The organism is uncultured Campylobacter sp. (assembly GCF_938015785.1).
Lineage (GTDB): Bacteria > Campylobacterota > Campylobacteria > Campylobacterales > Campylobacteraceae > Campylobacter_B.
In genome coordinates this window covers 35,644-52,931 of the sequence record NZ_CALLWC010000010.1, presented here as the reverse complement: position 1 = coordinate 52,931, position 17,288 = coordinate 35,644, and the positions used below count along the sequence as shown (strand labels likewise).

Annotated in this window: 17 protein-coding genes; 6 read left to right on the top strand and 11 right to left on the bottom strand. The window is 46.7% G+C overall.

Annotated elements, in window-relative coordinates; genetic code table 11:
- Window positions 1-88 precede the first annotated feature (88 nt).
- Window positions 89-1,756, top strand: coding sequence for a 30S ribosomal protein S1 (locus Q0393_RS00825; RefSeq protein ID WP_297902399.1), 1,668 nt, complete (start codon window positions 89-91; stop codon window positions 1,754-1,756).
- A 54-nt stretch (window positions 1,757-1,810) separates the two neighbouring features.
- The gene (gene serA, locus Q0393_RS00820; RefSeq protein WP_298977191.1) at window positions 1,811-3,388 is read left to right on the top strand and encodes a phosphoglycerate dehydrogenase; all 1,578 of its coding nucleotides are present in this window, start codon (window positions 1,811-1,813) and stop codon (window positions 3,386-3,388) included.
- 38 nt (window positions 3,389-3,426) lie between these two features.
- On the opposite strand, the gene Q0393_RS00815 is transcribed toward serA, so the two are convergent.
- The 4 genes from Q0393_RS00815 to Q0393_RS00800 all read right to left on the bottom strand — a co-directional run bounded on the left by Q0393_RS00815 (window position 3,427) and on the right by Q0393_RS00800 (window position 8,423).
- Window positions 3,427-3,627, bottom strand: a complete 201-nt coding sequence (locus Q0393_RS00815) for a hypothetical protein (protein WP_298977190.1) — start codon at window positions 3,625-3,627, stop codon at window positions 3,427-3,429.
- Window positions 3,628-4,020: 393 nt separating this feature from the next.
- Window positions 4,021-4,971 (bottom strand): DUF3137 domain-containing protein, encoded by a 951-nt coding sequence (locus Q0393_RS00810; protein ID WP_298977188.1) that lies wholly within the window; start codon window positions 4,969-4,971, stop codon window positions 4,021-4,023.
- Window positions 4,972-5,210: 239 nt separating this feature from the next.
- Window positions 5,211-7,493: a DUF1007 family protein gene (locus tag Q0393_RS00805; RefSeq protein ID WP_298977247.1), complete on the bottom strand. Its 2,283-nt coding sequence runs from the start codon at window positions 7,491-7,493 to the stop codon at window positions 5,211-5,213.
- A gap of 3 nt (window positions 7,494-7,496) precedes the next feature.
- Complete coding sequence (locus tag Q0393_RS00800) at window positions 7,497-8,423, bottom strand: zinc ABC transporter substrate-binding protein (RefSeq protein ID WP_298977187.1); 927 nt, start codon at window positions 8,421-8,423, stop codon at window positions 7,497-7,499.
- Window positions 8,424-8,536: 113 nt separating this feature from the next.
- On the opposite strand from Q0393_RS00800, the gene Q0393_RS00795 reads away from it, so the two are divergent.
- Both Q0393_RS00795 and Q0393_RS00790 read left to right on the top strand, forming a co-directional pair.
- Window positions 8,537-8,890 (top strand): HTH domain-containing protein, encoded by a 354-nt coding sequence (locus Q0393_RS00795; protein WP_298105288.1) that lies wholly within the window; start codon window positions 8,537-8,539, stop codon window positions 8,888-8,890.
- A 134-nt stretch (window positions 8,891-9,024) separates the two neighbouring features.
- On the top strand, window positions 9,025-9,465 hold the full coding sequence (locus tag Q0393_RS00790; protein ID WP_005873131.1) for a hypothetical protein: 441 nt from the start codon (window positions 9,025-9,027) through the stop codon (window positions 9,463-9,465).
- An 871-nt stretch (window positions 9,466-10,336) separates the two neighbouring features.
- Here Q0393_RS00790 and Q0393_RS00785 read toward each other — a convergent pair.
- The 4 genes from Q0393_RS00785 to rpmB form a co-directional block, all read right to left on the bottom strand.
- Window positions 10,337-10,567 (bottom strand): YdcH family protein, encoded by a 231-nt coding sequence (locus Q0393_RS00785; protein ID WP_005873127.1) that lies wholly within the window; start codon window positions 10,565-10,567, stop codon window positions 10,337-10,339.
- A gap of 247 nt (window positions 10,568-10,814) precedes the next feature.
- On the bottom strand, window positions 10,815-12,008 hold the full coding sequence (argJ, locus tag Q0393_RS00780; RefSeq protein WP_298977185.1) for a bifunctional glutamate N-acetyltransferase/amino-acid acetyltransferase ArgJ: 1,194 nt from the start codon (window positions 12,006-12,008) through the stop codon (window positions 10,815-10,817).
- Complete coding sequence (locus tag Q0393_RS00775) at window positions 12,001-13,131, bottom strand: potassium channel protein (protein ID WP_298102124.1); 1,131 nt, start codon at window positions 13,129-13,131, stop codon at window positions 12,001-12,003. Before Q0393_RS00775 ends, argJ begins: the two co-directional genes overlap by 8 nt.
- 18 nt (window positions 13,132-13,149) lie before the next feature.
- A complete protein-coding gene (gene rpmB, locus Q0393_RS00770; protein WP_040304421.1) occupies window positions 13,150-13,341 on the bottom strand; it encodes a 50S ribosomal protein L28 in 192 nt (63 codons plus the stop codon).
- Window positions 13,342-13,485: 144 nt separating this feature from the next.
- On the opposite strand from rpmB, the gene rpe reads away from it, so the two are divergent.
- Window positions 13,486-14,127, top strand: coding sequence for a ribulose-phosphate 3-epimerase (gene rpe / locus Q0393_RS00765; RefSeq protein WP_298977184.1), 642 nt, complete (start codon window positions 13,486-13,488; stop codon window positions 14,125-14,127).
- A 21-nt stretch (window positions 14,128-14,148) separates the two neighbouring features.
- A complete protein-coding gene (locus tag Q0393_RS00760; RefSeq protein ID WP_298977182.1) occupies window positions 14,149-14,955 on the top strand; it encodes a 3'-5' exonuclease in 807 nt (268 codons plus the stop codon).
- 454 nt (window positions 14,956-15,409) lie between these two features.
- On the opposite strand, the gene Q0393_RS00755 is transcribed toward Q0393_RS00760, so the two are convergent.
- From Q0393_RS00755 to Q0393_RS00745, 3 genes are read right to left on the bottom strand one after another with little or no spacing between them, the layout of a single operon-like run.
- Complete coding sequence (locus Q0393_RS00755) at window positions 15,410-15,643, bottom strand: hypothetical protein (protein ID WP_298977181.1); 234 nt, start codon at window positions 15,641-15,643, stop codon at window positions 15,410-15,412.
- Window positions 15,612-15,776, bottom strand: coding sequence for a hypothetical protein (locus tag Q0393_RS00750; RefSeq protein ID WP_298977180.1), 165 nt, complete (start codon window positions 15,774-15,776; stop codon window positions 15,612-15,614). Before Q0393_RS00750 ends, Q0393_RS00755 begins: the two co-directional genes overlap by 32 nt.
- Before the next feature lie 29 nt (window positions 15,777-15,805).
- A complete protein-coding gene (locus Q0393_RS00745) occupies window positions 15,806-16,942 on the bottom strand; it encodes a glycerate kinase (RefSeq protein WP_298977178.1) in 1,137 nt (378 codons plus the stop codon).
- Window positions 16,943-17,288 lie beyond the last annotated feature (346 nt).

Below are 17,288 nucleotides of genomic sequence, written 5' to 3'. Positions count from 1 at the left end.
GAAATTTATCAAATCGAAAGCAAATTTTGGCTAGAATCGCGCATTTTAGTTCTTTTCAAAAAAGCACAAATAAATTTAAAGGAAGCATATGGCTGAGGTGAACGAGAAGGTTCAAAACCACGCAGAGGAAGATTTTGCGACATTGTTAGAGGAGTATGACGCCGGGAAGTCTCGCGACGAGGTCGTCACAGGTAAGGTTATCGCCCTTAAGGACGGCGAGGTTTTCATAGACGTAGGCAGGAAGTCGGAGGGCATTTTAGACGCCGCCGAGGTTAGCGACGAGCAAGGAAATCCGCAGGTTAATGTAGGAGATGACATCAAAGTCGCTATTATCGGAAGCAGAGGCGGTCGCCCGGTCGTATCGTATAAAAAGGCCCTAAAGAAGGAAAAAGTAAAGGCATTCATCGACTCCTATGATGAAAATGCAGAGAATGTCTATGACGTTAAAATTCTATCGTTTAATAAGGGCGGTTTCGTTTGTGCTAATGCAGACGACGTGGAATTTTTTATGCCGCGCTCGCAAAGTGCGCTTAAAAATCCAAATGGCGCCGTCGGTAAAAATTTCAAGGTAAAGATCATTAAAGTTGATAGAGACGAACAAAGCATCGTAGTATCGCGTAAGAAGCTACTTGATGAGGATCGCAAAGCAAGCAAAGAGGCGATCGAGAAAGTAATCGCTACCGAGGGCATCATCGAAGGCGTCGTCAAAAAGATTACCACCTACGGTATGTTCGTAGACGTAGGCGGCGTGGACGGGCTCGTGCACTACAGCGAAATTTCATACAAAGGTCCGGTAAATCCAAGCTCGCTCTACAAGGAGGGTGATAAGGTTCCGGTTAAGGTTATCAAATACGACAACGATAAAAAGCACCTCTCCCTTTCGATCAAAGAGGCGATGCCCGATCCTTGGAACGAGATCAAAGATAGCCTGGAAGTGGGTGATACCATCCGCGTAAAAGTAAGTAATATCGAGCCTTACGGCGCGTTTGTCGATCTTGGCAATGACATCGAGGGCTTTTTGCATATCAGCGAAATTTCGTGGGATAAAAATATCAAAAATCCGAAAGATTTCATCAGCGAGGGCGAGGAGCTCGACGTCGAGGTCGTAGAGATCAACCCTAGCGAACGCAGATTACGCGTGAGCCTTAAAAATTTACTCACTAAGCCTTTTGACGAGTTCGTTGCTAAGCATAAAGTGGGCGATGTGCTAAAAGGCAGCGTCACTACAATTACAAATTTTGGTGCGTTTGTGAGGATCGACGGCGTAGAGGGGCTTTTGCATAACGAGGACGCTTCGTGGGATCGCGGCGAGAAGTGCAAAAATTTATTCAAAGTAGGCGACGAGATCGAGGTTAAGATCATCAAGATCGACAAAGATACTCAAAAAATTTCTCTAAATCACAAAGAGCTCGGTGATAGCCCTATTAGCGAATTTGCCAAGAGTCACAATCAAGGCGATGTTGTAAAAGGTAAGATCCGCGATATCAAAGAGTTCGGAATTTTTGTCGAGCTTGGAGGCGGTATTGACGCGCTTATCCGCAAGGAAGATCTCGGCAACGTAAGCGTAGATAGCCTAAAAGTGGGCGACGAGATCGAGGCTGCGATCGCTTTTATCGACGAGAAGAAAAATAGAATTCGCCTAAGCGTGCGCAGGCTGGCTCATCAGAAGGAGCGCGAGGCGCTAAACGAGATCAATAGTAACGACGACGAGAAGCAAAGCCTAGGGGATCTAATCAAAGATCAACTAAATAAATAATTTCTCCCGCAAGGCATCCCCGCCTTGCGGACCTACTTCAAAAGGTTAAATTTAATGAAAACTATCATAGTCTGCGACGCAATCCACAAAATCGGTTTTGATATGCTTAAGCAAGAATCGGACGTTAAAGTAATCGACGCTACGAGCGTGCCAAAGAGCGAGCTTTACGGAATTTTAGGCGATGCGGATGTTGCGATCACCAGAAGCTCTACGGCGGTGGATGAGAAATTCCTTGGCGCCGGCACCAAGCTAAAAGCGATCGTGCGTGCTGGCGTGGGCGTCGATAACTGCGACATCGACGGCTGCTCCAAACGCGGCATTATTTTGATGAACGTACCTACGGCAAACACCATCGCTGCGGTCGAAATGACGATGTGCCATCTGCTAAATGCGGCGCGCAAATATGTAAATTCCTGCAACGATCTGAAAATTAATAGAATTTGGAAGCGCGAGAAATGGTACGGCACCGAGCTTTATAAAAAGAGCCTCGGCATCATCGGCTTTGGAAATATCGGTTCGCGCGTGGGGGTTCGCGCACTTGCGTTTGGGATGAACGTCATCGCCTATGATCCCTATATCGAGCCTGAGAAGGCCACGAAGCTCGGAGTAAAATATACGAAAAATTTCGACGAAATTTTATCTTGCGACTTTATCACGATCCATACGCCGAAAAATCAAGAGACGATAAATATGATAGGCGAGCCGCAAATAGCGAAGATGAAGGGCGGCGTGCGCCTAATAAATTGCGCCAGAGGCGGGTTGTATAATGAAAAAGCGCTCGCAAACAATCTACGCAGCGGCAAGATCGCGTATCTCGGCATCGACGTTTTCGACAAAGAGCCTGCGACCGATCATGAGCTTTTGGATATCGAAAATTTAAGCGCGACTCCGCATCTTGGCGCAAATACTCTCGAATCGCAAAGCAATATCGCCCGGGAAGCCGCAGAGCAGGCGATCAGCGCCGCACGCGGCTTAAACTATCCAAACGCTTTAAATTTGCCGCTTAAGCTCGAGGATCTGCCGCGCGGTATCGAGCCGTATATAAATTTGGTCTCGAAAATGGCCTATCTTGCGGCGCAAATCAACAAAGGCCCGATCAAATCGATTCGCATCGAGGGCAGCGGCGAGGTGGTGCAGTATCTAAAATCGATGCTCGTTTTTGCGATCGTAGGCGCGCTGCACGATTCTTTGGGCGATTCGCTAAATTATGTCAATGCAAAATTCCTCGCGGATGAAAAGGGGATCGAGACGAGCTTTGGCGAGCTTGCGCTAAGTGTTTATAAAAGCGAGATCTCGGTTAAGGTTACGACCGACAAAGCGATCTCAAACGTCGCGGGCACCGTATTTGATGGCAGCGAGGAGCGTATCGTAAATATCGGCGGATTTAAGACCGATTTTAAGCCGAAAGGCAAGATGATAATCTTCAAAAACACCGATGTGCCGGGCGTTATCAAATCCGTAAGCACGATCCTAGCCGACGAAAACATCAATATCGCGGACTTCCGCTTAGGCAGAGGCGAGGAGGGAGACGCTTTGGCGGTCATTTTGGTCGATTCCGAAGTGCAAAAAAGCACGCTTGATAAGCTGGCGGCGCTTCAAACCTGCCTAATGGTGCGCTACGCGGCACTTTAATCCTTTTCCGCTTAGGAGGCGAAATTTTAAATTTCGCCTCATCCAAATTCTTTATAATTTAAATTTACAATCCTGCGTGTAGAGCCGTCGCTTGAGGTCGTTGCAGTATGCGCTAGGCAGATATGTTTTGGTGCACAGCTTTTTTTGTAAGCGCCGCACGTTCTAAATTTAACTCTCATCGCGGTTTTGTTTTTAAATTTAAATTTCGTCCTTGCGGATCTACTTTTAAATTTCATCATCGCGGGCGCCGCCGATTAAATTTCGTCGCTATGCGAGTTTGGCACTAAAAGCTAGAGGCTGCGATACGAGACGCGGTCAAATTTTATTTTGAGCATGAAGAGCTAAGCAAGAGTCGCTTCCAGGAAGCATCGGAGCGTTAAATTTTATTTATAAGACAACGGCAAGGCGTTTTTGCTTCAAATTTATGCGCGATAGGCACTTTCATCTCTAATCGTATCGCCGTTTAAATTTTGGGCAACCACCGAGCGATTTTATTGCTGATTAAATTTAGGACGGCTGCCGAGAGATTGCGCCGCTGATTAAATTTTACGTTTTTGCCGAAATTATGCTTCGCCGAAAAATTCCGCCCGGCCTAAATTTGGTCGATGCAAAATCAGCCGCAATGCGCCCTGCTAATTTGTGAGTTTAAGCGTTTCGATTAGGCTTAAAATTTTGCGGATCTGCGTTTGGTATTCGCGCGCGAGCTCTATGCTAGCGGGCCTATCAAAAAGCGTAGTTTCGAAAAGATCGGGCGCACCGTTTAAAAATAGATATAAGCACTCATCCATAAATACCGCGCTCAAGCTGAACTCGCCGCTCGTTTCGCGATTTATTTCGCGCAGACGCTCCATAAACGCGGGCGTTAGCAAATAGCGCGCTTCTACTTTGTCATCCGCAAACACGCGAAAATCGCGCATAAAATCCACATCGTCCATCATCTCTTTTGCGCCGAAGATCTTGGCGTTTAGCTCCCTGCTTACCACTATCGTTTTGCCCGAGGTTTTTTTCGCGAGCTCGCAGATCAGTACGTTGCCGTCAAAGTCCATATAGTTATCGTAGAATATTTTGATCAACATAATCGCCGCTATGAGCGGATTATCCGTTCCCATGTAAAACCTACTATTACTATGTACCTCGCTGAGGCTAAATTTAATCCCGCAGTACACGCCCGTAATCCGATCCTCGCTTTTGATCCTAGATTTCCTATAAATTCTAAATTTTTGAAATTCCTCTTCTTGCATGCCGGTATATGGATCGTATTTTAAACCGGCATCTATATCGTTTATTACGGCGCGGACGAATATCTCTTTATAAAATTTGTAGTAGCGAATTTCTGCTTCAGTTTCTTGACCGGCACAATGAAGAAGAAATATCCAAAAGATCTGAAAAAGGATCAATACGCCCAAAAATTCGGCAATTTTTATTAGAGGAGTGTCTGCTTTAACGCCGTCTAGATACATTGCTACGAACAGGACCGCAAAAAAGGCGGCTATACTGAGGTAGTAATATCTATTAAAAACTCTAGCGCACGCTTTTTGCTCGATTAAAGTCTGTGAAATAGCATCTTGCAAAGAAGGCGACATATCTATCCTTGAGAAAAATTTCGCCCGTATTGTAGCAAAATTTAGCGGAATTCATAAAGAGCGAATTCCGCCGCTTAATGAATAGTCGGGATCGAAATTTAATTTACGTGGGTCCGCAGCGTAAAATTTTAAAATCTTACTCTTTGAAATTAGATCCGCACCGGATTGAAATTTAACGCATTGCGTAAGCTTATATTTCACGCGAGCCGCTTTTGAAAATTTGCATCCGAAGCTTGCGATCACAGTATCCTGAGGGTGTCTGAGATGAAATACATAAAAACTCCGAGCCCAAACATCACGAAAAGCCCCGCAAATTCGATGTAAAGCTTCAAGCTTACGAGCCGCTTCGAGCTTAGTTCGTTTGCTTTCGCGCCGAAAAGCGCGGCTAGAAATATCACGACGCTCATTCCAAAACCGATGAAAAGCGCACTTGCGACGCTAAGTGCGAAGCTTCCGAGGCTGAAAGCAAGCACGAAAATCAGGATCGTACCGGGGCAGGGCACGAGCGCCGCTGCAAGCGCGATAAGCCACTCCCGCCCTTTCTCGCCGCCGCCAGTCGCGCTGCTTTGCAGCGAGCGAGACGAGATTTGGTTTTTTAAATTTGCAGAATTTAAAGCCTGTTTTTGCTTATTTTGGCTAGACGAGTTTTCTTGTAAATTTGCGGCTAAATTTGAATCCGAATTTGGCTCTGCCGCTGCGGTGCCTAAATTTTTGGCATCCAAATACTGCGCGGATTCGCCGCTAGGGGTTTTAAATTTAGAAAATTTATAGCTCTTTGACGCTGCGCCAGCGGAATCCCCGGCGTTTGCAAATGCCGTATTTTTTAAGTGCGCGTCCGTTTCTGCGGTGTTTGCGGCGGAAGCGCAAGCGGCGCAGGAGCAGCTCGCATCGTGGTGGGTGCCCGACGATCTTACGCGGCGAGCTTTGTCGTAGATGATGAGCGCAGTTATGACGATGATCAGAAGCGCCGAAATTTTCGTGGTGATCGAGGCGGAGTTTGCAGAGACAAGCCCTGCAACGTTTTGCAACACAAACATGCTCGCGCTTACTAAAACGAGCGCTCCTAGTACGTGCAGAAGCCCGATTTTAAGGGCAAATCCAAAGGCCTTGATGTAGCTGCCGCCATGGGCTAAGAAATAGCTAGCCGTTAGCAGCTTCGCGTGCCCTGGGCCTGCCGCGTGGAAAAAGCCGTATATGAAAGAAAGCGCCAAGACCCATAGGATGGTGCTTGCGCTTGCATGCTCGCTGCTTGCGCGAAACGCCGTTTTGAGACTTTTCATAAAATCCATCGTCTTTTGCGCGACAAATCCCAGCGAGACCTCTTTGTGCTGCTCGCTTGAAATGTCGCTGCTACCGGATACGGCGCCGTTTTTGCTCGCGCTATTTTGCGCTAAATTTAAAGAGCTCTCATCGGATGGAGTCGCGAAATTTTGCGTAGAATGCGCGGAATTTAAAGAATTGTCTCGGATCGCAGCAAAATTTTCACCCGCGCCTTTATCTGTAAGCGCCGCAGAATTTACGGGATCGTTAAAATTTATCGCAGCGCTTCTGTCGCCTCCGTTTTGCGCTAAATTTGAATTATCGCCTAAAGGTGCGGCGTTTTCGCTATTTTTCGCGGCGACCTCTAAGCTTTCGCTGCCGAAGCGGTTGGAATTTGCGGGATCATCTTTTACTTGCGCGCTATTTTTGGCGGCTTTATTGATCTGCGCGATAGCATCCGAAGCGGCGATATTTTTTTGCGCCTCTGCTGCAGCCTCCGAAACAATATCGCCAACCGATCTTTGGTTTGATCTGCGCGCCGAGCTGGAATTCGGTTTAGCTTGGCCGCCTTGCGCAAGTTTATCCTCTGAGCCCGCAAGACCATCCTGCGCTAAATCGGAGTTCGGCGTGCTTGAAATCAGCGGTTTTTTATCTGCGATCTTTGGTTTTTCGCCGCTAAATTCTATAAAAGTGGTGGCTAAATTTGAATTAGGCTTCGCTACAAAGCCATTGCCTAGATCAAAGGGCTTATCGTCAACCATTTTGAAATTGAAAAATCCCTGATCGTCGTTAATGGAAATTTTAAGAACGCGGCCGTTTCGCAGTTCGAAGCCGACTTTTTGATCGAACTCAAACACGAGTCTGCCCTTTTTGACGAGGCTTATTGCGTTTTTAAAATTTCCCTTAATTTGCGTGCCTACGAGGTTGCTAAGCGCAGGTTTTGCGTTTTTTGGCGCTTGATCGTAGAATTCCGCCTCGCAAAGGTAGTTTTTGGGGGTTAGATAATCGGTCATCGCCTTAGTTATCTCAGCAAGCTCGCTATTTTCAAGCTTGCCATTGGAATTTATATCGTAGGTCTGCATTATAACGTCGGTAAAATTTTGAGAGAAAAGCCACGAAAAATGCAGGCTTACGATCTTGCCGTTTTGTGCGACGGGAGTGATGCTAACGTGCGCAGTGGGCGTGTATAGGGCGCACAGAGCGCACGCAAATATCCGCGAGCTAAAGATCGCGGATAAAAGTAAAATTTTAATAAATTTCATCAACTACAAATTTTCTCCGAAAACGTCGATCGTCTTTTTCATCGTCTCGTACCAATCTAGCGGCAGCTGATCGATCTCCATTACCTTTGCGCCCGTTTGCGCGGCGATGGTTTGCGCTGCCTTTTTGGAAAACTGCGGTGCGACGAAAATCACCTTGATCTTTTCCTCTTTGGCTTCCTCGATTAGCTCGGCTAAATCCGCAGGCTTAGGCTCTTTGCCCTCCACTTCGACTGCGATCTGCTCCAAATCGTATCGGTGCGCGAAATAGCCCCAAGACGGATGATAAACCATAAATTTCTTTCCTTTGACGCCCGCTAATTTCTGCTTTGCGTAAGCGTCTAGCTCATCAAGCTTTTTAGCAAATTTATCGAAATTTGCTTCATAAATTTTAGCATCCTTAGGATACTGTTTGGTTAACGCGTCTTTAATATTTTTAGCTTGAATTTTTACAAGCTGCGGATCTAGCCAGATATGTGGGTCTAAGCCGTCGTGATGATGATGGTGCTCGTGCGCCTCGTGGTCTTTGTCACCATGCTCATGGTGCGCGTCATGATCGTGATCATCGTGATGCGCGCTATGAGCATGTTCGTCGTGATGGTGATGCTCTGCCATAGCCATTTTGGTAATGCCATCTTCGGTGTGGATTATCTTCATCTTCGGATACGATGCGGCAAGCTTTGGTAGCCAGACTTCATCAAATTCTATACCGACTGCAAAATACAGATCGCTATTTTCTAGCATTTTCATCTCCGAAGGCTTAGGCTCGTATGTGTGCGGATCAGCGCCTTTGCCGACCATCGTATTTACCTGCAAAGTATCACCTGCGATCTGTTCAACAAAATACTTCGTAGGAAGTATGGTCGTGGTGACCGTAGGTTTGGCGAATGCTACGCAACTAGCTGCTAAAAGCGTGAAAACAAGCTTTTTCATAAAATTCCTTTCCAAAAAAATTGCGGAAGTATATCAAAAGCAACTTAGTTGCAACTTAATATAAATTTATCTAAATTTCGCTATCATCGCTTAAATTTTAAAAAAGGCGTAAAATGGATCCCAAAGATTTTTTAGCGAGTCACGATATCGCTCCTACAGCACTTAGAGTGCAGATCGTGCAGATCCTAAGCGAGAAAAAATGCCCGGTAAGCTATGATGAACTAGTAGAACAAACGGGTGCTAATAAAACCACGATATATCGCAATATAGCGCTTTTGGAAGAAAAAAATTTGATAATTACCAGCGAAAATAATCATAAAAGCTTTTATGAGCTCACCGACGGCGCCAAAGCGTATTTTATCTGCGAAAGCTGCCATAAAATGGAGGAGATTTCGATGCCAGCTTTGCCACAAAAAAATGTCAAAAGTGTGCTTGTGCGAGGATTGTGCGAGAAGTGCGGCGGCTGAGGCGGGAAATTTAATCAAAAGCGCTCAGGGAAATTTAGCTAAAACGCTAGGGCAAAATTTAACCGATTTTTAACGGATTTTTATAAAACAAACGATATAATCCGAGCGTTTCATATTTTAAAAGGGAAAATTTAGTGAATAAAAACGATACGATAAAAGCAATAGAGAAGTTTGTAAGTTCTCAAGAGATGACGATGTTCCGCCTGAAAAAGGGTATCTACGGCGATGCGATGAAAAACCTGGATCAGGTTTTTACGCCGTATAAGGAGTTTGCCGAGTTTTTCAAAAATCCCGCAAATAGGCTGCAGGAGCTGTTAGGCAATATCGCGTACGAATCGATTTTAAACTACACTGAAGCAGGGCTATCGCACTGCGAGAAGATCCACTCGATCTATTTTGTGGAATCCAAAGGATTTTTCAAAAGCGGGCTAAAGTATATCGAGCCCGATGCGACCGCGAGAGAAAGAGCCAAGAGCTATTACGACAAATTGCTGGAAAATAATGAGAAGCTTAACGAATATATCGATATCGGCTTGCAAAGGCTACATGGCTTAGAAGCGAAGGTTTTCGAGTAGGCCAGGTTAGTTTTGGGATTTGATTTGCGTGGCGAAATTCTATCGCAAATCCTTAGCGCTTAAAATTCTATGATTAAATTTCACACCTTTTACAGATCTCACTTATACTATTTAATTCCGCGTTAGCGCCGCTTTTAATTGCGCATATAGCAAATAGGGTGGCTTGAGCAATTCCGTGCCGGTAGGCATTATCCGATACGATCAAAGAAATAATCTAAATTTTTAAAGCTCAATGAAGTGGGTTCTAAACAAACAAGCTTGGCTAAATTCCGTGGAGCTACCAAAAAGCAAGCTCTAACATAAACTAGCGCTTGGTCGGAGTCTGCGAATTTGAAATTTCGCGGCTAGCGCGAACGGGAATTTAAAATTCTAGCGCCACTTTAGATTTCTGCGAAATGCGGAATTTTAAAAGTAGGTACTGCGCCCGCAATAAGCAAAACGCAAGATTTGAAATTTGCTAGAAAATACTCACTGCAAAGTAAAATTTAAGAGCCAGGCTGCAAGGTGATGCGGCGTAAATTTTAATTTACTCTGTAGCGCAAAACCGCATTCAGCAAGAGATATTTTCGGAAACAGAAGGGGCGATAGAGAGCCGTAACGAATTATATTTGATTGCGCTAATACCGTATTGTTTGGTATATGCAGTGATGTAGCCGATGCGTAAAAATTATTTAGCGGTGTCAATATGGTAAAGCGTGTGGTATAAATTTTTAACTCGTTTTGGCACGCTGTTTTAATATCTCTATCGCGCGCGGCAAATTTAAGCGGTTAAACTTATTGAGATTAGAAAATTCTAAACGCGGATTAAAGCTTGGCGGCGAAATAAGCCTTGCTAGCACTCTGCTGCATCTTAATTTCGCCGCAAGCAACTTTATTTATCTGCCTTTTCGGCTTTATATTGCGCTAGTAAGCTGCCTAGCTCATCTTTTATGCGAAGCTTTTCTTTCTTCATCGCATCGATCTCCAGATCGCTCATATGCACTCTGCCGGCCTGCGCGTCGGCGATCTTGTGATCCAGCTCGTCGTGTTTCTCAAAAAGCGAATCAAATCGTGCGTTTTTGCCTTTTAACTCAGTGATTAAATCTCTGTATTCATGAAACATGCCTTACTCCTTTGAAAAATTTATTCAAGTATATCAATAAAGCGCTTAAAACCTAATTTCAGCTATCAAATTTAGACTGAATTTCACGCATGAGATTCCAGATTTTAAGAGGTAGAATTTTTAGCCTTTAAAAATTTAAAACAGGCAAATTTAAATGATAAAATTTTAAGAGCAGAGCTTTAAAGCCCTGCTGCTATTCGCTATTTTCGAGACGAGATTTTTAGGTTATGAAGCGAGCTGTGAATCTTTATGATCTATAGTCGGCGTTGATTTTTACGTAGTCGTAGCTAAGATCGCAGCCGTACGCGCTAAACTCGCCCTCTCCGAGCCCCAAATCGCACCAGATCGTAAAGCTTTTTTGCTGCATCACGGCGTGAGCCGCAGCCTCGCGCGCGGCGTCCAGCTCGCGATTTTGCGCGTCATAAAGCAGCACATCGTCGTATTTGATGCGCAGCTTTTCTTCGTCGCATTCGATGCCGCAGGCGCCTATGGTCGAGGCTATGCGACCCCAATTCGGATCTTCGCCGAAGATCGCCGTTTTAACAAGCGGCGAATTACTTAGCGCCTTTGCCGCCGTGCGGGCATCCCCAGCATTTGCGGCGCCGCTTACTCTAAATCGCACCAGCTTGTTTGCGCCTTCGCCGTCTTTTACAAGCATTAGCGCAAGCTCGCGCGTAAGGGCGTTTAGCGCGGAGGCGAAGGCGTCTTTTTCGTAAGCGCATTTAGCGCTGCTGCAGAGCATAATCGTATCGTTGGTGGAGGTATCACCGTCGACGCTTACGGTGTTGAAACTCTGCTCCGCTGCCTTTTTTAGCAGCTCGTCCATATCCGCGCGCGGGATTTTTGCATCGGTTAGAATGAAGCAGAGCATGGTCGCAAGCGCAGGATTGATCATGCCTGCACCCTTGCAAACGGCTGCGATGTGAAATTTCTCGCCGTTTTCTAAAGAAATTTCATATGCAAGCTCTTTTTTTATCGTATCGGTAGTCATAATGGCGGTGGCTAGGGCGTTCGAGTTTCGTGCCGAGAGGTTAAAATTTTGCGCGGCGGCGATAATTTTTTCCTTTTTGAGGCGGTATCCGATGACGCCGGTGGAGCTCATAACGGGGTTTATCAGAGCGGTCTTTTTACCAAGCTCGCTAAAAATTTCATCGATGTCTGCGATGCCTTGCTTCCCGGTCATCGAGTTTGCGTTTTTAGAATTTACGAGGATAAAATTTGTTTTAAGCTCCCCGCCCGCGCGCTCTTGCGCCCTTTTGAAATGCCTAATCGGCGCGGCTTGAAATTTATTGCTCGTAAAGATCGCGCTTACGGCAAAGGGTTCGTCCGCGCGGATAAATCCCAGATCGTTTCCCTCTTTTTTAAAGCCCGAATTTACGCCGTCAAAATAAAAACCCTCGACATTCTTCAAACCGCCCTCAAGCTTAGTTATTTTAAACATATCTCATCTCCTGCGGCTTGTATTTGCTGCGGATGAGCTTTTTGGTGTTGCGGATGCCCTCTGCCGTGCCGATGACTAAAAATTTCACCCCAGTACCGATGAGGTAGTCGCCATCTGGCATCGGGATAAAGCGACTGTTGGGCTCTTTGATTCCCACGACGTCGGCGTTTGTAAAATCGCGCAAGCGAGTTTCTTTTAGGCGCTTGAAGCGGATCCACGAAAAATCGGGCACCGTGATCTCCTCGATATCGATGAGGGAGTCTTTTTTATACAAAAATCGCTCCAAAATGTTCTCCATATCGGGGCGCACGCTTATCGCCGAAAGCCTTTGTGCGGCGAGCTTGGATGGTGAGACGATAGAATTTGCGCCGAGTTTTTTTAGCCTCTCGGTGTCGCTGTCATCATCGCTATTTGCCATGATGAAGTAGGGGGTGATGCGACCAAGCTCCTTTTCGTATAGGCGCACTAGCGAGATTATTGCGATATTATCGGCTAAATTTGGACTTAGCGTGATGACGGATTTTGCAGATGACAGATGCGCTTTTAGCATTGTAGTTTCTACGTGCGGCTCGCCTACGATGAAATATGGATAGCGGTTTTCTTCGGCGATTTTGGCTAGAGCGGGATCGGGGTCGATCACGACAAAAGGCAGATGATTTTCGCGAAACTGCTTGGCAAGCTCGGCGCAGTAGATGTTGTTATAACATATAATGTAGTGGTTTTTGAGCCTTGCGATGTTGTTGATCATTCGTTGCTCCCTAAGTAAATTTTGAAGTTTGCCGTTTTTTATGACCTCGACGACGACGCCCAGGCAAAACGAAAAGGTTCCAAAGCCCATGAGGATAAATAAGACGGTAAAAATTCTACCCGCGGGCGATATCGGCGCTACTTCGGTAAAACCTACCGTCGTGAAAGTCATGCCTGCTTGATAAAAGGCGTCTATGAGTGAAAAGCCCGCTATAAAGACATAGCCTAATGTGCCGATTAGCATCATCAGCACGATGGTTATCAGTGGTAAGCGAAAAGGGCGTAGCTGGTCGTAAATTTCTGTGTAGAGGTTGATGTCCGGCTTAGTCGAGCCGGACCAGTCGAGGAATCGCTTGATCTTGTCCAAAACAGACATAAATTCCTCTTTAAGAGGTTATTTTGATTGTTTTTTCATAGTTCGTAGAGTTGAGGCGGCTACTTTGATTCGTCTGGTTGAGCCGTCTTCTAGCTGAACGCGGATGGTGCGTAGATTGACCTGGAATTTCTTTTTGGTCCTGTTATTTGCGTGGCTGACGTTGTTTCCTACCATCGCACCTTTGCCGGTGATTGCGCATCTTCTTGCCATAATAAATCCTTGATGATTAAAATAAATGGCGATTATAGCGAAAAAATTTCAAATTATGCTTAAAATCCGCCGCGGTTTAAATTTAGCGAAATTTATGACAAAACTAAGTAAAATTCCGAATCTTGAAATTTTAAAGGAATCTTAATGTATGTCGCACCCAGCATTTTATCGGCGGATTTCGGCAGCTTAGGCGATGAAATTCGCGCAGTCTGCGAAGCGGGCGCCGATCTCATTCACGTAGATGTGATGGACGGGCATTTCGTGCCCAATCTCACGATTGGACCGCTCGTAGTAAGCGCCGCGGCAAAGGCGAGCAGCAAGCCTTTAGACATCCATCTGATGGTCAAAAACGTGCCGTTTTTCGTTGATCTTTTTTTGCCGCTAAAGCCGAAATTTCTTAGCTTCCACATCGAGGAGGAGACCCATCCGCTGCGCCTCATAGATCATATACGTCGCAGCGGCGTCTCGCCCGCGGTAGTGCTAAATCCGCACACTCCGCTTAGCGCGCTGGAGTTTATCTTGGGCGAGGTCGATATGGTGCTTTTAATGAGCGTTAATCCTGGCTTTGGAGGGCAGAAATTTATCCCCTCGGCGCTTGAGAAAATTAAACAGCTGCGCGAGCTGATCGATCGCAAAGGCGCAAAATGCCTCATCGAGGTCGACGGTGGCGTAAACGGGCTGAATATTGCAGATATCGACGAAGCGGGCGCCGACGTCGTGGTAGCGGGCAATTACATATTTTCTTCAAACGACTACGCGGAGGCGATCCGTGCGCTTAAAATTTAGGCGCGGCACAGGGGTAAAATTTTGACGCGTCAGATCGAAAATCTCATAAATTTGCTGGCTCAAAAGAGCATAAATTATTACGATTTTATCTCAAAAGCAAGCGACATTGCCGAGATTACCGAGCTTTTCGAGCCAAAAGACCTCTCGATGTGGCGGGCGCTGGGCATAGAGATAATAAAACTCGACAACGGCAAAATCACGCTCAAAACCCGCGAGACGGATATTTCGGATGAAATTTTTTGCTTCGTAGATATAGAGACGAACGGCGGGCTCTCAAACGGCCAGATCATCGAAATCGGCGCGATAAAAACGCGCGGCACGCAGGAGCTTGACCGCTTCGAGAGCTTCGTTTACGCGCCCGTCGTGCCCGAAAATATCACGGAGCTTACGGGGATCTGCGCGGACGATCTTGTGGGCGCGCCGCCGCTAGCTAGCGTACTGGAGCGGTTTAGGTTGTTTTTAGGCGATAGCGTTTTTGTGGCGCACAACGTCAAATTTGACTACGGCTTCATCGACGCGAGCCTGCAAAAATGCGGCTTTGGGATGCTTTTAAATCGCAGGCTCTGCACCGTCGAGCTCGCGCGCCGCACGATCGAGGCGCAAAGATACGGGCTCGGCTCGTTAAAAGAGCTTTTAGGCGTGCAAAACGTCCACCACCGCGCATTTAGCGACGCCATTTCCTGCTTTGAAATTTTCAAATCCGCGCTCTCGCGGCTGCCGTGGAGCGTGCAAAGCACCGAGGATCTGATACTTTTTAGCAAAACCGCAAAGAGCCTGGCGCTGCCTAAGCCGCAGATTTCGGGGCGCGACGAGGGCGAAATTTTATAAATCGCGCGCCGAATTAAGAGATGAAATTTTAGTGAAATTTCGCGCTGCCACCATCTTTGCAAGAAGCGCGATTTTGCGATTGAGCGACCTTTTTCGCCTCAAAAGGGGCATATCATGAGCTGAAATTCGAAAAGGAATTTCATAAAGCGGATCACTGCTTTTAAATTTACGTTGCAAATCTCATAGGCTACGAATACGGCATAAATTTTAAAATTCTGTCTGTCTTAATCATGCCTTGAGGTTATGTATTGCGAGGGTCCGCGAGCCGCTTGATTGGAAAATGAGTTTTAGATCGCGCCTTGCGTATGTATCGCGCGGTAAAATAAATTTTTGCGCCGTAAAATTTCGCGCCGCTATTTCACCGTCGAGCCGTCCACTGTCTTACCTTTCATCCGATCACCCCGTATTTCAAACGCGCTAGAATTTCGGAAAAGCTCCGCTTTAATGCAAAATTTTATCTGCCTACCATGGTCTGCGGCGGATGAAATTCTGCCGCCCGTCGTAAGCTGCGCGCAGTATTTGCTTGCCGCGCATGCACGTCATAGCCCGTATCCTTGCCGCAAGCCGCCGTTTTACCAACGTCCATCGTTGTGGCTCTCGCCTGCTTCTTCGCGTATATTTTTGTGCCTTGTAAGCTGCGCGTCACCGCATCTGCGTCAAGATCGCGCCGTGCCTTTAAAGCACGCAAATCCATCCTGCATAAAATTTAGCTTCTTTGCCATGCTCGCCTCCTGCCGCACTTTGTCGTGCTTGTCTGTTGCGAGTCGTCGCCGCGCCGTATCCCTACCCGTATGCGCCGTACCCGCTGCAAGCTTTAACATCCGCGTCTTAAAATTTCAGTCCAAAATCCCTATTTAGCGCCGCGTCCGAGCATAAACAATCTCACCGCTTGTTCGGCGACGCGGGCTAAATTTTGTGTTGCGATCTCTTTTTCCATCGCGCGCTCAAGGCTCATAGGTTCGTTTAGGATGCAAAAAAATGCGCCTATGCCCCGCTCGTTACAGCCGCCGGCACAGGGCGAGATGCCGCCTGCCAGCGCGATTACGGGCACGCCGTAGGAAGCGGCAATCTTTGCGACACCGCAGGGGGTTTTGCCCATCGAGCTTTGAAAATCTAGCCTTCCTTCGCCTGTGATGACGAGCTCGGCGTCTTTCATATCGCGATCTAGCCCGATCTCTTCGGTGATGATGTCGATGCCCGGCTTAAGCGTCGCGTTTAGAAAGCTTACAAAACCAAACCCCAGCCCGCCGGCAGCTCCTGCTCCGGGGCTATTCCAAAGCTCGCGTCCGAGGTGTTTGCTTATGACGCTTGCGAAATTGATAAGTCCCGCATCGAGTTGCTTTACCATCGCCGCATCCGCGCCCTTTTGCGGGGCGTAAATATATGCTGCGCCGTTTTCGCCAAAAAGCGGATTATCCACATCGCAGGCGATAAGAAACTCGCACTCTTTAAGATGCGGCAGCACCGAAGTGCAATCTATCGTGGCGAGTTTAATCAGATCCTCGCCCGCTCCCGCAAGCTCTGCGCCATTTGCATCTTTAAATTTAAAGCCGAGCGCGCGCAGCATCCCCATGCCCGCGTCATTCGTAGCACTTCCACCGATGCCGATGATAAACTTTCGCGCGCCGTGTGCGATCGCATGCGCTATCATCTCGCCAAAGCCATAAGTGCTCGTTTTTAGCGGATTGCGGCGCGATTTTTCGATGAGCGGCAGACCCGATGCGGACGCCATTTCTAAGATGCCTAGCTCGCCTTTTAAGGCGTAGCGCGCGGGCGTTTTTTCGCCTAAAGGGTTTGCTACGATAACGTCCATGAACTTAGCTTTTAGCGCGTCGGCAAGGGCTTCAACGCTTCCTTCGCCGCCATCTGCGATAGGTTTGACGAGCACCTCGCAGCCTAGCTTTTCGATGCCTGATTTTACGGCGTTGCCCGCCTCAAGCGAACTAAGCGAGCCCTTAAACGAGTCAATCGCGACTAAAACTTTCATATTTTTCCTTTAGCTGATATTTTAAAATTTTGGAATTTTACAGCGCGTAGGCTAAATTTACGATGACAAGACTGAAGCAAGAGTAGAATTTTAAAATCTCGTCGCCAAATTTATGGGGGCAAATTCTAAAATTTCATGTCGTGGAATTTTAAAATTCTGTAAGCCATAGAATTTCGGCTAAATTTTAAAATTCCGTAGCGATAGAATTTTAAAATTTCGCTCCTTGAGGCTTTGTGTGTAAATTTAAAACTATGTTAAGCGAAATTTTAATACTAAGGCATTTGCGCGACGCGGGCTAGCTACGTAAATTTAAAGAATTTTATGTAGCTAGCCGCTGGTAGATGCC